The organism is Ardenticatenales bacterium, assembly GCA_020634515.1.
GTDB lineage: Bacteria > Chloroflexota > Anaerolineae > Promineifilales > Promineifilaceae > JAGVTM01.
On sequence record JACKBL010000010.1, the window covers coordinates 1 to 21,622 of the forward strand.

General features: G+C 57.1%; 19 protein-coding genes. 9 read left to right on the forward strand and 10 right to left on the reverse strand.

Features of this window, described 5'->3' with window-relative positions; genetic code table 11:
- Together H6650_21180 and H6650_21185 are read right to left on the reverse strand one after the other, a co-directional pair.
- The coding region (locus H6650_21180; GenBank protein MCB8954525.1) for a tetratricopeptide repeat protein at nt 1–737 on the reverse strand (737 nt) is incomplete at its 3' end.
- A gap of 2 nt (nt 738–739) precedes the next feature.
- Nucleotides 740–2,254 carry an ATP-binding protein gene (locus tag H6650_21185; GenBank protein ID MCB8954526.1) on the reverse strand — a complete coding sequence of 505 codons (1,515 nt, stop codon included), beginning with the start codon at nt 2,252–2,254 and terminating at the stop codon, nt 740–742.
- Between the two features lie 177 nt (nt 2,255–2,431).
- On the opposite strand from H6650_21185, the gene H6650_21190 reads away from it, so the two are divergent.
- Nucleotides 2,432–2,719, forward strand: coding sequence for a hypothetical protein (locus tag H6650_21190; GenBank protein MCB8954527.1), 288 nt, complete (start codon nt 2,432–2,434; stop codon nt 2,717–2,719).
- 55 nt (nt 2,720–2,774) lie between these two features.
- Here H6650_21190 and H6650_21195 read toward each other — a convergent pair whose 3' ends face one another.
- From H6650_21195 to H6650_21225, 7 genes are all read right to left on the reverse strand, one after another.
- A complete protein-coding gene (locus H6650_21195; GenBank protein ID MCB8954528.1) occupies nt 2,775–5,330 on the reverse strand; it encodes a tetratricopeptide repeat protein in 2,556 nt (851 codons plus the stop codon).
- A gap of 533 nt (nt 5,331–5,863) precedes the next feature.
- Nucleotides 5,864–7,051 (reverse strand): tetratricopeptide repeat protein, encoded by a 1,188-nt coding sequence (locus H6650_21200; GenBank protein MCB8954529.1) that lies wholly within the window; start codon nt 7,049–7,051, stop codon nt 5,864–5,866.
- Nucleotides 7,048–8,460, reverse strand: a complete 1,413-nt coding sequence (locus H6650_21205; protein MCB8954530.1) for a hypothetical protein — start codon at nt 8,458–8,460, stop codon at nt 7,048–7,050. The genes H6650_21200 and H6650_21205 overlap by 4 nt, the downstream gene beginning before the upstream one ends.
- A gap of 528 nt (nt 8,461–8,988) precedes the next feature.
- The gene (locus H6650_21210; GenBank protein ID MCB8954531.1) at nt 8,989–9,378 is read right to left on the reverse strand and encodes a hypothetical protein; all 390 of its coding nucleotides are present in this window, start codon (nt 9,376–9,378) and stop codon (nt 8,989–8,991) included.
- 50 nt (nt 9,379–9,428) lie between these two features.
- Nucleotides 9,429–9,854 (reverse strand): hypothetical protein, encoded by a 426-nt coding sequence (locus H6650_21215; protein MCB8954532.1) that lies wholly within the window; start codon nt 9,852–9,854, stop codon nt 9,429–9,431.
- Nucleotides 9,855–10,143: 289 nt separating this feature from the next.
- The gene (locus H6650_21220) at nt 10,144–10,464 is read right to left on the reverse strand and encodes a hypothetical protein (GenBank protein ID MCB8954533.1); all 321 of its coding nucleotides are present in this window, start codon (nt 10,462–10,464) and stop codon (nt 10,144–10,146) included.
- A gap of 30 nt (nt 10,465–10,494) precedes the next feature.
- A complete protein-coding gene (locus H6650_21225) occupies nt 10,495–10,935 on the reverse strand; it encodes a universal stress protein (protein MCB8954534.1) in 441 nt (146 codons plus the stop codon).
- Nucleotides 10,936–11,558: 623 nt separating this feature from the next.
- Between H6650_21225 and H6650_21230 the strand changes: the two genes are divergently transcribed.
- From H6650_21230 to H6650_21250, 5 genes are all read left to right on the forward strand, one after another.
- The gene (locus tag H6650_21230) at nt 11,559–12,275 is read left to right on the forward strand and encodes a hypothetical protein (GenBank protein ID MCB8954535.1); all 717 of its coding nucleotides are present in this window, start codon (nt 11,559–11,561) and stop codon (nt 12,273–12,275) included.
- 68 nt (nt 12,276–12,343) lie between these two features.
- A complete protein-coding gene (locus H6650_21235) occupies nt 12,344–12,961 on the forward strand; it encodes a hypothetical protein (GenBank protein MCB8954536.1) in 618 nt (205 codons plus the stop codon).
- Nucleotides 12,962–12,985: 24 nt separating this feature from the next.
- On the forward strand, nt 12,986–15,877 hold the full coding sequence (locus tag H6650_21240; GenBank protein MCB8954537.1) for a CHAT domain-containing protein: 2,892 nt from the start codon (nt 12,986–12,988) through the stop codon (nt 15,875–15,877).
- 346 nt (nt 15,878–16,223) lie between these two features.
- Nucleotides 16,224–16,577 carry a tail fiber protein gene (locus H6650_21245; GenBank protein ID MCB8954538.1) on the forward strand — a complete coding sequence of 118 codons (354 nt, stop codon included), beginning with the start codon at nt 16,224–16,226 and terminating at the stop codon, nt 16,575–16,577.
- Nucleotides 16,578–16,818: 241 nt separating this feature from the next.
- Complete coding sequence (locus tag H6650_21250) at nt 16,819–17,328, forward strand: GNAT family N-acetyltransferase (protein MCB8954539.1); 510 nt, start codon at nt 16,819–16,821, stop codon at nt 17,326–17,328.
- Between the two features lie 18 nt (nt 17,329–17,346).
- Here the strand turns inward: H6650_21250 and H6650_21255 are convergent, their stop codons facing one another.
- Nucleotides 17,347–17,679 (reverse strand): hypothetical protein, encoded by a 333-nt coding sequence (locus tag H6650_21255; protein MCB8954540.1) that lies wholly within the window; start codon nt 17,677–17,679, stop codon nt 17,347–17,349.
- A 385-nt stretch (nt 17,680–18,064) separates the two neighbouring features.
- Between H6650_21255 and H6650_21260 the strand changes: the two genes are divergently transcribed.
- The 3 genes from H6650_21260 (at nt 18,065) to H6650_21270 (ending at nt 21,500) form a co-directional block, all read left to right on the forward strand.
- Nucleotides 18,065–18,940 (forward strand): hypothetical protein, encoded by an 876-nt coding sequence (locus H6650_21260; GenBank protein ID MCB8954541.1) that lies wholly within the window; start codon nt 18,065–18,067, stop codon nt 18,938–18,940.
- 118 nt (nt 18,941–19,058) lie between these two features.
- Nucleotides 19,059–20,774 (forward strand): S8 family serine peptidase, encoded by a 1,716-nt coding sequence (locus H6650_21265; protein MCB8954542.1) that lies wholly within the window; start codon nt 19,059–19,061, stop codon nt 20,772–20,774.
- Nucleotides 20,775–20,987: 213 nt separating this feature from the next.
- Complete coding sequence (locus tag H6650_21270) at nt 20,988–21,500, forward strand: hypothetical protein (GenBank protein ID MCB8954543.1); 513 nt, start codon at nt 20,988–20,990, stop codon at nt 21,498–21,500.
- The last annotated feature ends 122 nt before the right edge of the window (nt 21,501–21,622 follow it).

Here is a 21,622-nt window from a genome sequence, read left to right on the forward strand (position 1 = left end):
TAAGCAGCTTCGTAGTCTTGTCGTTGATAGGCGACCATTCCCAGACTATAAACGGTTTTGCCGGCAGCATACCACCCAAATAGCGCCCGATTGACATCAGAAGTTGGCGAAATCTCCCGTGGACCACCATCGCCAACCAACTCCTGTACCGCCTCCTTAACCGCTTCGACATCCGGCAGAGGGGTCATTTCTGTTTTTTGCACGGCCAGACTTTGCCGATACCAGTCTTCCGCTATTGCGTATTTGCCGATATTTTGATTGAGCAAGCCCAACTGGTGCATCACGACACCAACAGAATGATCGTCTTTCACCATTTGCCAGTGGTGCAAAAGTTCATGATAAATTGCTTCCGCCGTCTCCCAATCTCCCATATCCAATTTCATATTGGCGTAATGTTGTCGAAACGTTTGGACAGCATCCTCATCTTGCGCATTCTGCGCGGCGACGATCATTTGCGGCAAAAGATCGTTCAAAATTGACCAATATCCTCGGACACGCAAGTAGCCTTTGGTTGGGTCGCAAACGCTCCAACCAAAACGGACAACGTGTTGCCAAAGGGAACAAGATACAGCATTGTCGATAGCGGATAGGATATTATGATGTTCTTCTTCCAGGATACTGTAGTCTTCATCGATTGCTCGCGGATACGTCTCCGCATACGCCAAGTAGTAGGTAAAGTGGTCGGGAATCTTATCTGCGTAATAAGCCGGCCAAGATTCATCTTCTATTTCAGGCATCGTTATCCCCATTTTTTAACAATGTCAGAAAGAACGAAGTAGTGGGTGAGTTGATGAATCGTGTACCGTTTTTCCCGTAGTCCCTGGGAAGGGTCGACGAGAGACATGAAGATGAGGTTTTTAAGTGCCGGCATAAACTGCCCCTCATCCACCTTGCTCACTATTTGAATCGCCGTGCGCGTTCCCCCGATTTTTACAGAGAAGACGGACATAGTGACAAGGACTTTTCGCGCCGCCAGAGAGAGCAAATCCCAGGAATGCTTGAAAACAAACCGGTAAAATTCCCGATCTGGTTCTTCAAATCTCGCGTCGACCAAGATCTGCAAGACGTCATCCATTGACGTATAAAAAATCTGCCCGACCACCAGTTTCATTGCCAGTGGCGCTCCCCCGGTAACGTTATGAATTTGCTCTAACGTCCTTTCGCCAGCGTGAAAAACGGCATCGATTCCTTTTAGTTTGCTTTCCGCGCGTAAAAAAAGAAGGCCTTCATCCAGAGGGAAACCGCCCAGGCGGACGGGAGTGACAAGTGGATGTGGAATAAAGTGGCGACTGGTAATCAGCAGTTGGCTTTGCCCCCTGATCTCCAGCACGTCGTCAAGGAGTTGAGCGGCGTTTTCAACCGTCTCCAGGTTATCCAATACGATAAGTACGGGCGTCTGTGAAAGCAGATATTTGACGGCGCTCAGCTTTTGCGTAAAGGGCATCTGCGGGATGTCGAGTTGACCACATTGTCGGCCAATATCGCTGAGAAGCTGGTCAAAACTGTAATCAGATACTTCGATTTTCTCGATACCTGTATCTACGAATCTTTCGGTCTTGGCGCTTGTCCAAACCACAAACTCGAATAAACCTTTTTTCAGAGCCTGTTCCACTGCTTCCCGCGCCAGGGCCGTTTTGCCAATACCGCCTAAGCCGACGATGTATAATGCCGGCATCTTCTGCCTCGCTTCAAATCCCGTAAACAACCGCGCCAGTTCTCTTTCGCGCCCAATGAGTTGCGGGTAGATTTTTGCCGGCAATTGCAGCAACGGCTCGTGAGGAGTTACCTTTTCGTCAATTAACCGGTCTATTCCCCTGTCAGCAACTGTAACGTCGTTTCGCCAGAAGGCTGAAGTTTTCGTTGGTTCTAAAGGATTACCAGGCTTCTCAAATGCCGGCACGTCTACCCCAACCCAAGACTCACTTATCCGTCCGATTTCCTCGTCATTCAGTCGCCGATAGCCGCCGGTAGCCAGCAGGCGATTGGCTTCTAATAAGGTGGCAATACCACCGCATTTGACAAGTACCTGGACCAAACCCACCAGCACGTCACGCTTATCGTGCCGTATCGTCTCCTCCCCCCGCTCCCAATTGCTAATACGCACATCTGAATAGCCAGGAACCCCGGCCACGACGTCCAGCAATTCCGCCAGCCGCTCCTGAGTAAGATGCCCTCCCCTATCAGGATCCGTGCAATTGCGCCGACATCGCCACAATAACTGTCCAAAAGGAGGGCGTTTTATTTCCTCCACCATCTTTATCCCTCAAATTAAAAGATTTCTTAAATCTACTTCTTGATTTTCTAAAGCGAATTTTCAATTTCCCGCATTCATTGCGCTCTGCTCCTGCTCTATATTGAGAAGCGTAACGCGCAACGGGAATGGCCATTCCTCCGCGCACTTTATCAACCACAAAGTGCAAACGAGGAAAAAATGAAAACCCTTGACCAACTCATCACGTTCCTGCGGAACCACGTTCACCAGCTTCAGTACGCATGGTTGCTGTTCAGTCTGCTGCTCAGTTACCATAGCGATCCCACCATATTTATAATGACGCTGGTCGGCAAATTGCTGCTGCATCTGCCTCTTAGCCCACGACAGCGCAAGATCGCCATGGCCCTGTTATTCGTCACCGTCCTCCTGGTGCTGCTGGTAAGAATCGCGTTTGCCGATTGCGTACCGGCTGATGGGCACACCTGCACTCTATCTATTGTCGGGTAAACCAGGTTAATCGCCCGTTCTAAAGAAGAGGCTGGTTCGCCAGCCTCTTTTTCTTTTAACCATGCGATAGTTGACTTCTCGCGTCTTCTACTCTTTGCATTAACTTTCTGGCCCACAAATCGTTCGGATACTGCTGTAACAACACGGCGGCCTTGTCATAGACTTCTCTGGCATCCGCCGACCGCTGCCGCGCGCGAAAAACATCTCCCAATGTTTTCAAGCTGTTAGCCAATTGCAGCATTTCTCCAGATGCCTGCCAGACTTCCGTCGCCTGACGGAGAAAAGCGGTGGCGTTTTCATAATCCTTCTCCATCAGGCAAACATTACCCAGATTGTTCAATGATATGCCAAGATAAAGGACATGCCCAATCCGACGTAAAAAGGCCAGGTCAATGGTTCGAAAAGCAGTTCCTGCCTGGGCGACATTCCCCATTTCAAAATGAATGGTCCCTTCGGACAAAGCGATCATGACCCTATCCAATTCGCTATCTGTTCCTGTCAGGGCAGTCTTTGCCTCCGCAAAATAGCGTAGCGCCACCTCGGGGTCCCCGCGAGCTTGCCACGTATTGCCTAAATTGTTGAGCGTGCGGGCCAGTTCAACCGGCCGATTCAGTTTTCGCCAACGTTGGGCGGAGTCGCCGAGATATTTAACGGCCGCTTCATAATCCCCTTGCGCCCGCACCGCCAGACCCAGGAGTTCCAGGCTGGAGGCTACTTCTTTTCCATGTGGTTCTTGTTGGGTAAAAATCGCCAACGCCTGCCCGGCCTGTTCCGCGGCAACGGCGAAATTTCGCTGCCGATAGTAGACACGGCCTAGATTAGCAACCGTGTGACCTATGCCCGGTTCATCCTCCAGATGCATCGTTAACGACAACGCCTCCTGGTGGGCGACCATGGCATCTGGTAGTTGGTGCGCCAACTGGTACAACACGCCCAGCTGATTCAGCAACGCCGCCCGGACCACTCCCTCATTGGCGGAAACAAGTTGCTTGAGCAAAGGTAGCCACTCGTGCCAATAGCCGCGCTGTTGACAAAAAGTAAGCAAACATCGCGCCAGGGCATGCCAGGAAGGTTTCACGGTTGTCCCGTGCGTCTCTGGCGGCAAACTCAAACTAGCCATGATTGCCTGATAGATATTGTATCGTTCTTCTGCCGGGAAATGCCATTCCGTCGCTGTAAATTCGACCGTCAAGGTATGCCAATAGTGGAGGTTAGCGAGAATGTGTTTTGTATGCCACGCTTTATTTGCATCAGAATGGTACAACCGATTCCGCAAAAATTGGTATGTCAACTGATGAATGCCATAACGCCGTTCCTGAGTTGTACCGCGTGGTTCCAGTAATGATTTTTCAATCAATGTTGTAATGGTCGGCCAAAAATCCGTTTCCGCTAAGCCACTCACAGATTGTAACTGTTCTGGTTGGGCGCCAATCTGTGCCACGAGCAACATCGTCATCAGCAATTGCTGCTCATTTTCCGTCAGCGACTGCCAGAGACGCAGGTAGATATTCTCATAAAGATGCGTTATTTGTCCTTGCTGATCGCGTTGCCAACCATCTAGTAGCCAGGCCCATGAGTAATTCAAGGCAAGTCTGGTCGCCAATCGCAACGCGAGCGGATGTCCACCTATCACCTGGTAAATGCCTACCAATACATTCTCTGTTTCTGGGGTCAGCACATTTGCGCCACTCATGCCGGCATAATAACGCAGCAACTCCAATGCATCTTTCTGTGTCAAAGCCCTCATTGCATGGAGATAGGCATTAGCCTCTGGCGGCGGCTGCGTACGCGCAGTTACCAGGAACCTTGAAGTCCCACTCAGAAATTGCAACCGATCGTAGAAGCCAGCGCTACTCGTGACTGAAGGCAAGTCGTCTAATACCAGCAAATGCGGTTGCGAGTTAAGGATATAACGAACTTGTGCAAGATATCGCCGGGGATCACCTGGGGTAGGCGATTCAGGGATTAGGGCATTAAGCAGCAATGCCGGCAGCAACGAAACAGCCTCATCTGGTTCCATGTGGGCAGGAAATACCCCGGATGCCAACCAGATAACCTGCGTAAACCTATCTCCTGCTGTTAATCGGCGGGCCACGGTATCCGCCAAAGCCGTTTTCCCCATTCCCCCTAATCCATAAATACACACAACCCCTGGCCCCTGTGCCGAAATCAGTTGCTCCTGGAGCGCCTGAACAATGACCTCCTGTCCCACAAACCGCGTATATGTCGGAGGTGGCAGAGCGTTCTCAACGGAAACGAAATTCGACGTTACCCAACTCTCCTCCCCCCATCGCGCGTCGATATCCTTCCGTTCCGCCGCATCCAATGGGCGGTAATTACCAACTCCCAGCCATTGGGAGGTCTCATTAACTGACAGGACACCTCCATATTCATACAACACTTTGATCAAAGCAATTAACGTTGCTCGATCATCCTTGTGGATCTGATACCGACCTCGCTCCCAATTACTAATAGTCGCTCCCGACAAACTATCCATCCCTAAACGCTCCGCCAAAAGATGCGCCAGTCGTTCCTGACTCAGCGGGCGACCTGTTCCGATCTCTCGCGCACGTTGGCGAAAGTAACGAAGCGTTGACCCGAATTTACTCATAAAGATTCTATCCCACTATGCGAGAGCATCTTAAGCATACCTCAAGATTTCTTAAGCGCTTGTCTCTTCTTTGATCACTCCCTCTACCCTAACATGAAGACAGTCATGACTAATTGTCTAAGTTAACCACATTTGTTGATCAGCAGAATCCCACACCGCCAGGTCAGCAATGGGAATTAGCTTAGACCACAACAATAAATCGCTCACTTGAGTGCCTTGCAAGGGAATCACCCCGGTGATTCTGACCGGTCACATTCGATGAGCCTTCACCCTGATGGAGGTCATCAATGGTACTCAAGCAAGTTCGCAACGTTCGTCGCAATCTGGTTCTGGCCGCCGTGGCCCTCGCGCTCTCCTTAGGTCTGGCCTTCGGCCCCGTCACCGGACACGCCAGCGCCGAATGCATCCCGGCAAACCCTGCCACATGCCCCGGCTAATAATACAATGACCCGACCTGCTCCGGCAGTCAGGTCCACATCGGCTCGATGATAAAAAGCCTGGCGGCGGTGTCCACCAGGCTTTTAATCTATTGACTATTCGTCCAGCAGCCGCCGTCGCCGATCCCGGAAACGAGGGAGTATATATTGTCCGATTGCCGTTTCCGCCACCTGTTCCAGGTTCTCAATGGCCTGATTGTACAGGTTAACCGCGGCCACCCTGTCCCCTCTCGCCACCAGTACGCCCGCCAATGTACCCTGCGCATTTCCCAACTGCCCCGGATCGTCCATCCGCTCGTACAGGGCTATGGCGTCGCGCAGCGCCGCTTCCGCCTCGTCCAACTGCTCCAGTTTCAGCAGCACCGTGCCCATATTGACCAGCCAATTGCCCTGCAGCGACCAATTCTCTGTTTGTTGCAAGTAAAGCGTGTTCACGCGGCGGAACACCTGCTCCGCTTCATTCGGTCGCTCCAGCGAATCATACAACGTACCGAGAGCCAGATACAGATTCGTCTTGTCCATCTCGCTATTGGTATTGGACAACCGCTCGTCCGCCTCCTGCATACAGGCCAGCGCCTTCTCCAGTTCCCCTTGGTACCAATACGTGTTCCCCAACACAACCAGAATCCGGGTTGCATCCAACGGTCTCCGCGCGCGCCGCCACATGGCTACAGCCAGGGTCAGCCGTTCTTGAGCCACGGCAAAATCCGCGCGCGCCTGCGCCACCGTGCCCAGTATATCATAGGCTCCGGCCACCCACTTTGGAGCCGCCTCAAGTTGTTGGAAAATACGTAGGGCCTCAAGGCCATGTTCCTCGGCGGCGGCGTAGTTGCGCTGTTCATAATCCACGTGGGCCAATTCCAAGAGAGCTTCCGCCCTGGCCTGTTCATCTCGCGCCGATGTCGCTATCGTCAACGCGCGCCGGTGCTCCGCCCGCGCCGCCGCAAAATCATGGCTGCGGCGATAAAGCTGACCCAGGCGGTTGCGTAGTTTCGCCTCCATCCACGGGTGTGGTTTCCGCTCCTGGCGCAGCGCCAGGTTCATGACGGGAATCCAGTCTTGCCAGTAGCTGCCGTTGTCCACCAGGTCAAAAAGCTGCAATGCCAGTTCCGTCGCCTGCTCGCTTGTCTGCAACACGCCCAGCCCATAGCGTACCGCCTGGTACAGGTTCTCGCGTTCCTGTTCCAGTTCATCCATGCGGTTCTCCGCAGCGTCGCTTACTCGTCTCCCCCAATAGAGCAAATTGGCTTGAATGCCGCGCACAAAATGGGGATTGGGATTCATATCGCCTCCATTTCCCACTGATTGACAATGTCATTCAAGAATGTCTCCGTGAGCCGATGAATGCCATAACGCTGCTGCTTGAACGTGCCCCGCGCTTCCAGGAGATTGCGTTTTGTCAGCTCGTCAACGGCCCGGCGCAGGCGTTCCGGCGACAGCTTACTTACCTCCTGCAATTGGGTCAGTGCGCCGCCGGTGGCGCGAGACACCAGGGGCATGATTTGTAGCAATGTCTGAGCGTCCTCGGACAAGGCGTTCCAGGCGCTCTGGTAGATGCGGCGATACATTTGGTCTGTCTGGTCTATATGCCCGTGGGCGAGATCGTCAAGTATGATGGCGAGGGAGAAACGATCCGCCAGGCCTACAACCAGCTTCAGCGCCAGAGGGTTGCCACCGGTCACTCCATAAATGAGATCCATGTCTGCCCGCGTCACCGCGCGCAATTGCTCCAACCCACTGCACTCTGCGTGAAAACGCAGCAGGGCCGCCGCATCCGTCAGACTCAACTCGGTCAGGGGTTGGCAGAATATGGTCTGCTCACCCTGGGGACGACTACGGGTGGTGAGTAGGAATTTCGACGGTTCGGCAAGCTGCCGCAACCGGGGTAGCAAGTAGCTTACGTCGGCTTCTTCCTCCAGGTTGTCGATGATAACGAGGGATGGCTCTTCTTTGAGGCGGGCGCGGACGAGAGACTCTCGTTCGGCGGGCATCGTCTTATTCGAGTCGTTGAGTTGCATCTGACGCACAAGCTCGTGGAGCGCCTGGTCATACGCCAGCTTAGGCATGGCCCTGGCTCCACTCATGCTGTGAACTTCGTGCCGCACCCAGTAGACGCGCTGAAAACGCAGCGCGCGCAGCGCCCGCCGCGTGACACTGTCGGCAAGGGCTGTTTTGCCAATGCCGCCGATCCCGGATGCGGCCAGGAGCCAGGCTCCATCGGTACGCAGCAATTGCTGCAACAATCGCTCCTGGGCATCGTCGAAGCCAAAGAGCTGTTCGTAGCTGGCTGGCGGCAGGTTGGCTTCCAGTGAGCGGGAGAGCAGGTAGCGCATCGCGGCCTCCCTCTCGCAAAGAATGGCCGTTAGCTGCTTGATGCCGGCAGATTGCACCCGACTGACCGCAAATTCCCCTATTTCCGTCTCATGGCCCACGGCCACCAGCGTTTTCCCCTGTACAAAACGGCTGAAAAGCACTTTGGCGGCCAGTTCGTCCTGTGCCTCCAGCGCCTCCAGGCAATCCAGCAAAAGTTGTTTTATCGCTTCATGTGGGGATAACGTGGATTCCGCGAGCATGTCTTGCATCAAATAGAGGGATAATAGCTGCCGCTCCACCTCCGGCTTGTTCCAATGACGAAGCGCCTGGTGAACGGCTGTTTTCAACTCTTCTTCCTGCAATTTCGTGAATGGTCTCATAGCATTCCTCCTCATATCCATCCTAATCTATATCATCCCTTACCCAATTATAGCAACGACAAAATAACGTGTAGCGTGCCGTTTATCAACAGGAGTGATAAATAACGCACGAAATAACCGCTAACAAGAGAAAGGGGTTGTTTTGAGCTTATTTCACGAACTATTCCGCAGCAAAGTTGCGATGTTTCTGCAATGGGGGCGATGATATTGCACAGTTTAAGTCAATTTAGGTCAAAACACAAACAGTTTCATCGCCAACCCTAAATGACTCGCTTAACAAGATACTTCGGGTGTGAAATTGAGCTTCCGGGAAGGTTTGTGGGACCTTGTACACCAGAGGCTGAATAGTTACGCCCACATTTCCTACGGCAATGGCCGAAGACGTCTCGGGCAGGCACGCGATGCGGTCGTCATTTGGGGGTGCCGTGGTGAGGGATGAGAGAGGAACAGGCGAATAGACAAGCAAAGGGCCGAGGGAAATCCCTCGGCCTTTTGGTTATGGGGTAGACGGTTGCCGGCAGGGGTGATTCAGGTGCGCCGCGCTCGCCACCAACATGCCAGAAAGAGAATGCCGGCAACCATAAAGGGCGAGCCATAAAACACGGCCATCATCAAGCGATTGTGGTCGGCCAGGACATATACGAGACCACCCAATAACACGGCGCTGAGGACGGAAACAAATCCGCCCAGGCCTTCCCAGCGCCAGGCGGCCAGTAGGGACAGCGTGGCCAGGCCAAGAAATACAAGCAACAGCAAGTCTTGTCCCTGGCCGGGTGTCGATTCGATTGCGTACAGGCTACCCCCAAGAATGGCGCGTCCGTAAAGGACGGCGGTGAGAATTGCCAACAGCGCCACAGCTTTGGTCACCAACCGCAGCTCATTCACGCTGTTGGCGGCGGGATCACGTTGCATTGTCATGTTCAGACTCCTCCAGCGGGGTTGCTGGCGTGACGCGATTGTGTCATTTGTTAGTGGGCCGCCCGGACATAGCGGAACCGACGCTCACGATAGGCGTCGACCAGCATAAAGATGCCGGTGATCAAGAAGGGAGAGGCATAGACGAAAACGGCGATGAAGCGGGAAACACCAGGAGAGGTGAAGACGATGATGGACACAAATAGGCCTACAAGGATGACGAGTATGCCGGCAATTTTCTGCCGGAACCAACTCGCCAGCAAAGACACCAGGCCAACGGCGAAACCGATCAGCAGGTAAATCTCCGTCATGTTCGCCGCCAGACTGGCCTGAGAGGCAGCCCGCAGTTCACCGATTTCAAATGCGATATAGAACAACGATGTCAGGCCGGCGAGCACCGTAAAGACACGTGTCGCCAGATGGAAATTGCTGCCATAGACATTGTGAGACGGGACATGGGGTTGAATCATTTCGGACATGTGTGGGACTCCTTCGGAAACAGCTTCTAATAGCTTGCATTTGCCGGTGAGCGGGTCACTGTACGGCATCCAACGATTCCGCTATTTATTGGACGGTAACGGCAAACCCTCTTGCGGGCTGAGCTTTCGAAGCCCCTATTGCCTTCGGCAAGCTCAAGCAATGGACTAAATAGCTACCTTGGATGTGCCTATAAATAGGGTAATGCACGCGGACGCGCGACAACAGTGACAGTTGTCACAATTGTGAGGTGATACAAGTTGAGGATGGAGACGATTGGCGCCGGGGCGTTCAGCGAAGGCGGCCGGCGGAGCGGCTTCTGCCCACGCGCCGCATCCCGTAGGCAAAGGCGAACAGCCACCAGAAGGCCATCCAGGCAGGATGATAAAAGGTTAATCCGGTGTCCAGCAGATCAACAAAGAAGGCCAAAATGGCCGGCAAAACGACGCGATTGGCGGCATAAAACGTAAATGAGGGCACCAGGTAAGTGGCAATCAGACCGGCGCGCACGAACACGCGCGCGGTGCGGCTGGGTGCGTCACGGGTGATGTACCAGCCAATGCAGAACAACACAAGTGATACGAAATAAGCATATAGGGTAATAGCGAGCATTCTTCACCCCCGTTGGGCGGCAGCGCCGCATCACTGGGCGCGGACCAGAAGGAGAGGACGGTCAATGTGATGTAAAATGCCGGCAGTCACACTCCCATAAAACACACGCACCAGACCTGTATGACCGTGGCTGGCCATGGCAACCAAATCCACCTCCAGCTCTCGCGCCACCTCCAAAATGCCGCGCACCACGGGACCAGGCTTGATATAGATTTCTCCCTCAATCCCCTGTACCTGAAACTGTCGTAAGACCGCGGACAAATAGATGTCCGCCTGCTCCACCTGCCGTTTCAGCGCATCGACATTCACACCCGGCAGAAAATCGAACGCACTCAAGTTGGCGATCTCCGCCTCCACCACCTGCACCAATACCACGCGCGCCCGACAGTGGCGAGCAACGTCCAGGGCGTGAGGAAGAATGGCTTCGGCGCGGGGCGAACCGTCCAGGGGAATCAGGATTTTGCTGTACATAGTGGCTGTCCGCAACAAAGTTAGCGGCATGGTGCGGACAGCGGCTATCATGGATAGCTTGTTCGTAACCGTCCGCGAAAAATGTGAAGCAGTTCTCGGAAGGTAACTGCTAAGGACTGACGATGAAATAAAGTACAGAATTGCCTCGTCAGTTTGCAGGAACGGCAAGGAAACAACTTCGTTGTCTTATTGAATCTCCGTTCCCAAGCTAGTTTGCACCAATACTCTCTGGTAAAATGGGGCCAATCTCCAGAGAGCGTTAGAAGTCACTTCGGACGGTTACTGCCGCCTGGGTTCCAAATAGTGGGTTTGCTGCTTGCCTCGGACCAATGATACGGATAGAACGACAAACCAGCAACGGTTACGTTCGCCCACAAATACACCCGCCAATTTGCCCAGGCGATCACACAATAAGCCCACAGGCAACCTGGATGCAGTGACGGAAAGCACGAATTCGGGCGACAAACGTCACGAATTTGGCCAGGACCACGGTTGCTGCCGGCATTTCCGGACACGCACCGGCGAAAAAACCGCGACAACCGGAGAAAACATACGAAAATGAAAACATGCCGGCATATTCCCAACCACAAGTGCCATTTTGACCTGATTCGTCCCCCCTGCCCATGACCGCCTGCGCCGACCATCCTGCCGCCAGTCTCAGCAACACCGCCGTTGCCCATTCCTGCCATCGCCACACCGAACTATTCTGGCAAGGGCAGCCATTCGACCCCTGTTTTTGCCTCGCGCTATGGCAGCGGGCGCTGGCGCAGCCACTGCAAGAGGAAAGCAAACAGGCATGGGCTTTTGTGCATCACCAGTATCTACGCCAGGTGACAATCTGGGTGAAGCGGCATCCCCATTTCCCGCATACGGGGCAGGAACCGGAGCCGTTGGCGGCGCTGGCGTTGGAGAAAATGTGGCTATCTTTCCGCCGCGCCCCGGACAAATTCAGCCAGTTTGCCAGAGAAGATGCCGGCATTTCCCTCAAATCCCTTCTCCAATTCCTCAAAATGTGCGTCCACGGCATCGTCATGGACGCCCTCACCTACGACCCGCGCACCCGCCCCCTCGCCGACACCGACACGGCCTTCCTCGCCGCCCCCACCGCCGAAACCACCGACCTGGCCGCCTTCTGGCGCTGCATATACGAAAGACTCCAGGACGACGACGAACGGCTGATATTGGACGCCATGTTCGTTTACGGCCTCAAACCACGCCAGATTCAAGACCATTATGACAACCGGTTCACCGACGTCAAACGCATCTATCGCATCAAAGAAAACGTCCTCGCCCGCTTCCGCCGCGACCACACACTACGGGACTGCCTGGAAGCAGCCTGAAACCCATTAGCCCGTATATCCGCGCCGGAAAATCCGCCATCGCCCCGTTTACTTGAATGAGGTAACGCATGAGCAACCCTGAAACCACATCCCCCGAACCGTGGGACAACCTCGCCCGCCTACCCCGCCCCTCCTCATTCACCCTCGGCGAGTACGCGCTGGGGATGCTGCCACCCGCCGCCGCCGCGCAGGTGGAAGCCTACCTGGCGCTGCACCCACACGCCGCCGCCGAGGTGGCCCTGCTGCGCGACTATCTGGCACAAGGGGAGCCAATTCCCGCCGCCCCGCCCGAACCGCCCCGCCGTCTCCAGGCCGTCATCATGCGCCTGCTAGACGCCGCCACACCGCAAGGCGCGTGGGCGGGCGCGCGCGGCAGTGGCGCAGCCGCGATCTACCAGGCAGGCGACTGGCAAATCATCCTGGACAGCGACGATGATTGGCAGCAACCGGGCCGCTTCGTCCTCACCGGGCTGCTGCTGGGGTCGGACACACCGGCGCAGGCCACGGCCACGCTGCTGGCGGCGGACACACCCGCCTTCAGTGCCGTCGCCACTCTGGATGAATTTGGCAACTTCGTCATACCCGCGCTGCCCCCCGGCCGCTACGACCTGGCGCTACTCGTCCTGGAGCAAGATGTGGAACTGCACGTTGCCGGCATCTTCCTGGGCACACCCCCCACGCCATAAACGCCCCCGCGCCTGCGCCAAGCCATGTTCCCCCCTCCTCAAACCGTGGCCACGGACCTGTTGCAGCTACCCGACGCGGCAGCCCGGCAAACCTATCTGCAAGATCGGCTGACATGGCCGGCGGATGCCGCCTGGACGGACGCCCTGGCACAAGCCCTGAAACAGCGCGCCGACCATCTTCTGCGCGCCAACGTGGCGCGGGCGCGTGAGGCGGCGCAAACGCTCAGCCTGCTGGCGCAATGGTACGACAACCCCGCCTACGAGGCGCTCAGCCTGCGCGTGCGCGGAAACATCCTCGGCGTGGGCATGGGGCAATGGGCGACGTCGCTGGCCTGCTACGACGAAGCCGCCGCCATCTACCGCACGCTCAACCAACCGGCGGCGGCGGCGGGCAGCCTCGTGGGCAAAATCGGCAGCCTGGCGAACCTGAGCCGCTACGATGAGGCAGTCGCGTTAGGGCGGGAAATCCAGCCGGTGCTGGCGGCGCATGAGGAGTGGGCGCTGCTTTCCGGCGTGGTGCTCAATCTGGTGCTGATCCACAAGCGATTGGGGCAGGCGCGGCAGGCGCTGACGCTGCTAGAAGAGGCGGAGGCTATCTGTCATCAGGCGGGGGTGGACCAGCATCTTGCCGGCATTCTCCACAACCGCGCCCTCGTCCTCCTCGCCCTGGGCAACCTGCCCGCCGCCATCACCGCCAGCCAACAGGCACATGATCTGTTTCTCGCCCGCGGCCATCACGTCGAAGCCGCGCGCGCGCAACAATGCCAGGCTATCATCCTCCTCACGTTGGGGCGCTTCAACGAAGCCTTGACACGACTCGACCAGGCGCAACGCACATTTATCGCCGATGGCCGCCACAATGACGCCCAACTCGTGGACCTGTTCGCCGGCGACTGCTTGCTGCAACTGGGGCGCTATCAGGAGGTGCTGCAAAAGGCGGGGCAGATTCGGGCGTTGTTCGCGGAGCAGGGCGCGCCGTATAAAATGACCCAGGCGATGTTGTCGGAGGCGGTCGCTTATGCCGGCATCAACCAGTTCCCCCGCGCCCTCGCCACCCTCGATGATGCCGCGGCCCGCTTCGCCGCCGAAGGCAACACCCTCTGGGCGGCCATCAGCCACCTGGAAAAAGCCGCCCTGCTGGCCCGCCAGGGTGAATGGACCGCCTGCGCCCAAACCGCCGCCGCCTGCCAGGCCACCTTTCACGAACACCACGCCCCCCTGGAAGCGGCCAAAGCCAGCCTCCTGCTCGGCCAGGCGGCGCTGGCCCAAGAAAACGGGGCGGAAGCAAAGACCCATCTGCAAATAGCATTGGATGCCGGCAGAACGGCGAACCTCCCCTGGCTACAGCACCGCGCCCACCACGTCCTCGGCGCGTTGGCCCACGCAAGCGGCAGCACCCATGCCGCCCGTACCCATTTTCACGAGGCCATCACCCAGTTAGAGCGGCTAAGTGGCCGATTGATGCTCGAATTTCGCGCCGACTTCCTGGCCGACAAGCAGCAAGTCTACGCCGACGCCATCACCCTCGCTCTGGCGGAGAACGACGTGGAAGCAGCATTCCATTACGCCGAACGCGCCCGCTCGCGCGCGCTGCTGGAACTGCTGGCCTACCAGTTGGAGGTGCGCGTGGAGGCGCGCGCCGCCGCGGACGAACCCCTGGTGGCCGAATTGACGCATCTGCGCGACCGGCGCAACCAGCTATATCGCCGCTGGCGCACCAACCAGGAGCGCCGTTCGCTGACGGAGATGCAGCAAGAGATGTTGACGCTAGAAGAGGCCATCACGGCCCGCTGGCGGCAGTTGCTCGTACGCAACGCGGATTATGCGCAGGATGCGGCGCAGTCCGCGGCGGGGGAAGCTGTCGCGCCGCCTGCCGGCATCGCAGCCTTGCAACCGCATCTCCCCGCCGACACGGCCGTGCTGGAATACCACATCCTCCACGACGAAGGCCAGCGTGGCAAGACGATCATTGCCTTCCTGCTCACGCGCCACGGCGTAACCGCGCGTCGCCTGGCGGCCACGCCCGCGCAGCTAGCCACGCCCGCGCGCCTGTTGCACCTCAACCTGCAAGCGGCGGCCCTGACCCCGCTCCGCCAGCACCCCGCCCTCATCGCCAATGCGCAGGCGCGGTTGCGGCAGTTGCACCGCCTGCTGCTGGCGCCCCTGGTGGCGGACCTGGCCCCCTATCGCCGCCTGATCATTGTGCCGCATGGACCGCTGCTGCATTATCTGCCCTTTGCCGCCTTGCACGATGGAGCGGGCTATCTGGTGGAGCAAATGGACCTGAGTATTTTGCCCAGCGCCAGCCTGCTGCCCCACCTGCCAGCCCCGCCGCCGCCATTATCTGGACACGCGGCGGCATTCGGCCATTCCCATGGCGGGGAGCTGCCGCACGCGCCCGCCGAGGCCGCCGCCGTGGCCGAACTGCTACGCGGGCGCGCTTATCTGGAAGCGGAGGCCACGCGCACCGCCGTGGCGCAGGCAGCGGCGCGGGCGTCCGTACTGCACCTGGCGACGCATGGCGATTTCCGCCCGGAGAACCCGCTGTTTTCGGGGTTGGCGCTGGCGGATGGGCAGATTGCGACGCTGGATGTGTTTCACTGGCGAATGCCGGCATCGCTGGTGGTCCTCAGTGCCTGCCAGACGGGGCGCAGCGTGGTCAGCGGCGGGGACGAGCTGCTGGGGCTGATGCGCGCCTTTCTCTCGGCGGGCGCGTCGGCGCTCGTTCTTAGCCTGTGGCAGGTAGCCGATGCCGCCACTCGTGAACTGATGACCCACTTCTATCGCCGTTTGATCGCGGGGGAAGCGGCGGCGACGGCTCTGCGCCAGGCGCAATGCCACCTGCTCCAAAATTCTCACGCCCACCCCTACTTCTGGGCTTCTTTCTTCGTTGTAGGGCAGACCTGGCAAGATTGACAAACCGGCTACGACGCCAATCATCGCCCACGCCAGGTGAAGACCCGGTGAAAATGATTGCGTTCACCGCGGGGACCACGTAAAATAAAAGGGACTGTGACCTTCCGAGATACATCCACTGAAAACGGCTTTCTTGCATCCCCATAGGCGAGAATGTGTATCGCGGCAGCACAGCCAGCAGGGGTTCATTCAAGATTCACTTCGGACATTCTAATGTATCGCCCAAACCCTTGCGGCGCATCCGTCAACGCCACACCCGCCAGCGGATGCGCCCTAATCAGGTTGCCTTTGTGTTTTCATTAGCCAATCAAGGCTATTGTCCCCGCACGAACTCAAGGAGAATCCCATGTCAGAACCATTCATCGGCCAGATTATTCTATTTGGCGGCAATTTTGCCATTCGCAACTTTGCCCAATGTGATGGGCAGTTGCTGCCTATTAGTCAAAACACAGCCCTTTTCTCTATACTGGGCACCATGTACGGGGGTGATGGGCGCACCACCTTTGCGCTACCAGACCTGCGCGGGCGCTCCCCGCTCCATTATGGCACAGGACCTGGGTTGCCCAACTACGCCTTGGGACAAAGGGGAGGTGGTGGGGCGGTGGCCGCGGCCACGGAACCTGATGCCCCTCGTCTTCCCAACTACCTGGCGCTCAATTACCAGATCGCGCTAATGGGGATTTTCCCATCACGCAATTAGGCGCTCTTTTTCGATGAATCGGGGTAACTTCTCGATAGTTTGGAGAAACCGCAGCCTGAGCTTGTCGAAGGCGGTTGGCTTCAACAGGCTCAACCAACTTTGCCTCACTTTGTGGCGAAGATACGAATAAGGGTAACTGCCAGGCCAGATTGGACCCATTTTCTCCGGTGAAAATGGTCATTGGGCGCGTGAAATTGGTCCAATATCCAGAGAGCGCTAGTAGTTACGAATAAGGTGATGAATGGCAGTCTCGCTACGACCGGCCCGGCCGGCTGACGACGCCTTTTTGCTGGCCCTGTTTGAAGCGGCCCGCCCGGAGTTGGTCCAGATTGATTTGCCGCCGGCGGAGAAGAAAGCGCTTGTCGTCTGGCAGTTTGAGGCGCAGCGCCAGGATTACGAGCGTCGCTTTCCGGATGCGACCAAACAGATCATCCTGCGCCAGGGCAATCCGGTAGGGTTGCTCTGGCGTCACGACTCCGACGCGGAGATTCGGTTGCTTGATATTGCCCTGATGCCGGCAAACCGGAATGCCGGCATCGGAACCACGCTTCTAAACAGGCTTAAGCAGCAGGCGGAAAATGCCGGCAAACCCCTACGCTACACCGTACAACAATCCAACCAGGCAGCTTTACGGCTCTACCTGCGCCGCGGCTTTACGCCCGTCCTGGAAATGGCCGGCCACATCTTGATGGAATGGCAGCCGGCATCAGTAACGCCCAATGACACGCCCGTCGCCAGGACAAACACCTGACACCTCCGGTTATCCCCCTCAATTAAACAAAGCTTCATAATAGCGGCTCCGTTCGTCGGCGCCGGTCACGGTCAGAAAGACAGCCGCCAGTTCGCCCATTACCGGATGCACCAGGCGATACATCCCCTGCCGCAAGGGCGGCTCCGCATCGCCCCGCAAAACGATAAAAAAGCCTTCCGGGCGCTCCGTAGGCCGCGGCGCCTCCCCAAAACGAGGGGGCGCACCACGCGGGCGTCCGATACCCGTTACCTCCAGCAAGACAGCCGATACAAAGGCCGTGGGCGCATAATATATTTCAAATACCTCGCCCACATGGGGTAAAAACGTCTCTTTGGTTAACCTGTCTAGCATCCTGTCCCTCTCACCTGAAACCGAGCCGCGCAATACTGGTCCCCGGCCACAACAACGTAACTGCTGAGGAACGGACATTAAAGAAGACAACGAAGTCGTTTCTTTACCGTTCCTTCAAACTGACGATGCCATTCCGTACTTTATTTCATCGTCAGTCTTAAGCCAGATTGGACCAATTTTAGAGAGCGCTAGTAGTTACACAACAACAATGATAGCAGAAATGGTACACGTGAATAGCAACGTGTATTTGTCTTTTGCGCGCCCCATACCGGAAAAGCATCTCCTACCTCGTTTATATAGATGAAACTACCCGAACCGGGCCAGCGTGAGGCAATGTTTTAGGACCAACCCTCAACTGTCCCCTTGATCATAAAGGAGAATTGCAATGTCCACCAACCGTTTTTCGCGTGTTCTGACTCTCGTCATCTTTGTTTTTTTACTGGGTATCGGCGCGAGACTGGCGTACGCCGACGAACACATCGAAGCTGTCTGCACACATAATCTGCTAGGAGTGCCCTTCACACTCCTCCCCTACGTTTGCGTTGACCATCCGAACCAGCTCATGGGTATTGGAACCAGCACCCCCGAGGCCCGCCTCCACGTTGACCGCCCCATTAGCGTCTCCTATGACGCGGCGCAGCGAATCACGTTCAGCAATGCCGTCAACTCCATTGCCGCCTATGGCCTACGCGCCACCTCCGCCACGCTCAACAGCAAAGGAACCCAGATCGGCATCCGCGGCGAAACCTCGGTGCAGCCCGTCGGACATCCGCAAGAGGGCAGCGCCCTGGGCGACCTGGGTTATGTCAATGGCTGGGTGAACAACGGGAACATGATGGGCGTGCAAGGCGTGGGACGGCCACGGAATCTGTCAAACTTCGAGGCCGCCTCCATCTCCCGCGGCCTCGGTGGGCAGTTCATCGGCGGTCCCGATCCGAACTTTGTCCTCTCGTTGAACAACGTCGGCACATACTGGGTTGGCGGCGTCTATGGCCGGGTTGAAGGGCGCATTGACAACACGCCCGCGCGCGGGGCTGTAGCCGGCGTCACGGGCATTGACGAAAACGTAGGCACGGCGCAAAGCTACGCAGGGTATTTCGAGGGTGACGTGCGCGTCAACCGAGGCTATCTGCAACTGGATGTCGCCACCGGCGCGCCACCGGCCAGTGCGTGCGCGTCGCAGTATGTGGGCCGCATGGTTTTTGAGCCAGGCCCAGACCTGCTCTGGATTTGCAACGGCGCATCCTGGATTTCCAAATAGCTTCTACCATCCAATACGCCATAGGTCCGCAAGGCTTAAACGCTGGTACAATGATAGGGTTGTAGCCATAAGCCTTGCGGCCCTTTTGGCATCCGTTGCCCCCATTTGAGGAAGTGCCATGCGCAAAGGAACAATCATTCTCCTCGCTATGTTCATCGCCATGCTGTTGTTGGCAAGTTGGACACGGGCGCTGACGCCCATGCCCGGCGCGGCGGCAGCGCCCCTGGCGGGCACGGGACGGCACATCGCCCTGATCGGCGCGCCGCCGGCCATTGTCAGCGTGACGCAGCCGTTTGTGGCGGCAGAGGCCTTAAAACCGCTGCGCACCTATAGCGATGCGTTGCCGTATCTCCGTGAAGCGCCGCCGCCGATTCACAACCAATTCTTCCCTCCGGACACGATTGTACGCCTTTACGAAGTAACAACGGACACGCTGCACGCCGGCCAGGTGCTGGCCCAGGTAGCCGCCGCCGCCCCGCCGCTTAGCGTCACAACCACGACGGAAAATCTGGCGTGGTTGTCGTATTTGCCCGGTCGTGTCGTCTTGAGCGGGCCTTGTTCAGAGATTGACGTGGCGGCTGCCAGCTTGCCGGGACTGGCAGAACTGGCGCGATTGCCGTTGCGCGCGGCAACGTTGCCACCCGGCTGCAACGAAATCCGCCTCTATGTGTCCAGTTTCGTTCCGGTGCGCGACGTTGTGGCCACGATTAACGGCATGGGGGGTATGGTCAGCGCGGGTCCCGATTACCTGATTGTGGGCGCGGATGAGGAGTACGTGGCGGGCAGTCCGGCGGGACCACAAGAACCGGACGCGCCGCCGCTCTACGCCACGCCCGCTGATTGCGTGGGGAATGGGGTGCGGGTCGCTTTGTTTGATACGCTGCCCTATGCTATTGGCCCGGCGGATGGGGATGTTGCCGTGTCGATTGCCGGCATCACCGTCACGACTTCTGCTCCTTACACACTGCCGGCATCTCTGCCCGAAGGGGCGTACGACGTACCCGCCCATGGCTCCTTCGCCGCCAGCACCGCTCTGGCAGTCGTGCCCGGCGCGGACGTGCATCTGGTGCGGGTGCTGAACGATACGGGGATTGGGGATTTGTTCACGCTGTTTCAGGCAATGGACGACATGATCACGCAAACGCTGGCGGTGAGTGAGACGCTGGCGGGGGCGGTGTTTAACTACAGCCTGGTGATTGAGGCCAGTATGAATGGGGTGACGACGACGGTGGGGATTGGGCAGATGTTGGCGGGGGTGGAGAATGCCGGCATTCTCCAAATAGCCGCCGCCGGTAACGACTCCGCCTACACCACCGGCCCCCAACCCATGCCCTACCCCGCCGCACACGCACAAGTGCTAGGCGTCACCGCCACCACCTGGCAAGGCGAACTGGCCTGTTACGCCAACCAGGGAGACGTGGCCCTGCTGGGCGGCGGCATAGCGCGCGACGCGGACGACTGCCACATTGCGACCATGATCGCCGCCTGCCGCCAGGGTACACACCCGGAGTATTGCGTCACGGGTTGGGACCCGGACGCGGCCTTCACGACAACGCGCTACGATTGGGGACTGGGCACGTCGTTTGCCGCGCCAGGGGCGGCAGCGCTGGCGGCTCAGTTGATGGCCTGTACGGAAGCGCCATGGACAATGCCGGCATCTGTCCGGGCAGATCTGTTGGCGATGGCTGTAGCGGGCGATGACGGGGCGTTGGGGGCGGGGATATTGACGAGTGCGTATAAAATGCCGGCAGGCCTCATCTACATCCCCATCCTCCCTAAAAGCGAGGCTTCCCTTGCAGCGGGCGCGACAAGGGAAGCCTCTAGGGAGCCATAAGCAGGGTAGACCACTAACAGGCGCTAGTGGGATTTCTACCCTTAGGGGGGAGCCATTGGCATTGTATCTTTTTGCCTTATTTTGTCAAATTTTACTTTCTTTTGCCAATTGACTGACAAATTTAACAAAAAGGCTCTTGAGGAACTCAGGGAGTACACCCATACGTGGGGGTGAGGTAGATTGGAGGTCATTCCCCAAAACGGAGTAAAAACGATGCCCGTGTCTACCCCAGCCCAAATCAATTTTACCCTGGATATTCCTCAGGTTGATGTTGTTGCCTCCAAACACACCGGGATGGCAAATTCATCATTACGATTGCAGGTCGCCGCGAAACAACGACGGGAACGTGGTTTGCAACTTCAGTGTCGCCAACCGGCCAAGACAACAGGCAGTTTGTTGGAACGAAAACTACCGAAATCTATTCGTGCGACCAATGCCGCGGGCTTTGAGTTATTGGTCACGGCATTAACCCGATATTCAAGTAACAACTCAGGTTTGAATTTACTGTTTTCTCACCGCCGACAACCACTTTCAGGCTCATACGCCCGTTGTCCCTCCTCCATCAAGTATAATTGCCAGGCAGCAGCGTTTGCAGGCTTCAGAATGCGCACATATGCCTGTTCGCGGCGACCAGACCCTGCCTTTTGGGTGAAATTTGTGGATCTTGCCCGGCTCAGGCCGCATATTAGGAAATTCCTCCTATTGAAAACACCTACCAACAATTGATATTGTAAGAGTGTTGTTATTTTTAGTCTGCCTTCAAAGGCATAATGGGCGGGAAACGCTTTTTTTCGGATTTCAGGGGTTTGTGCCAACGGTAAGCCAGGAGATCGCAGCTTTTAGGTGCG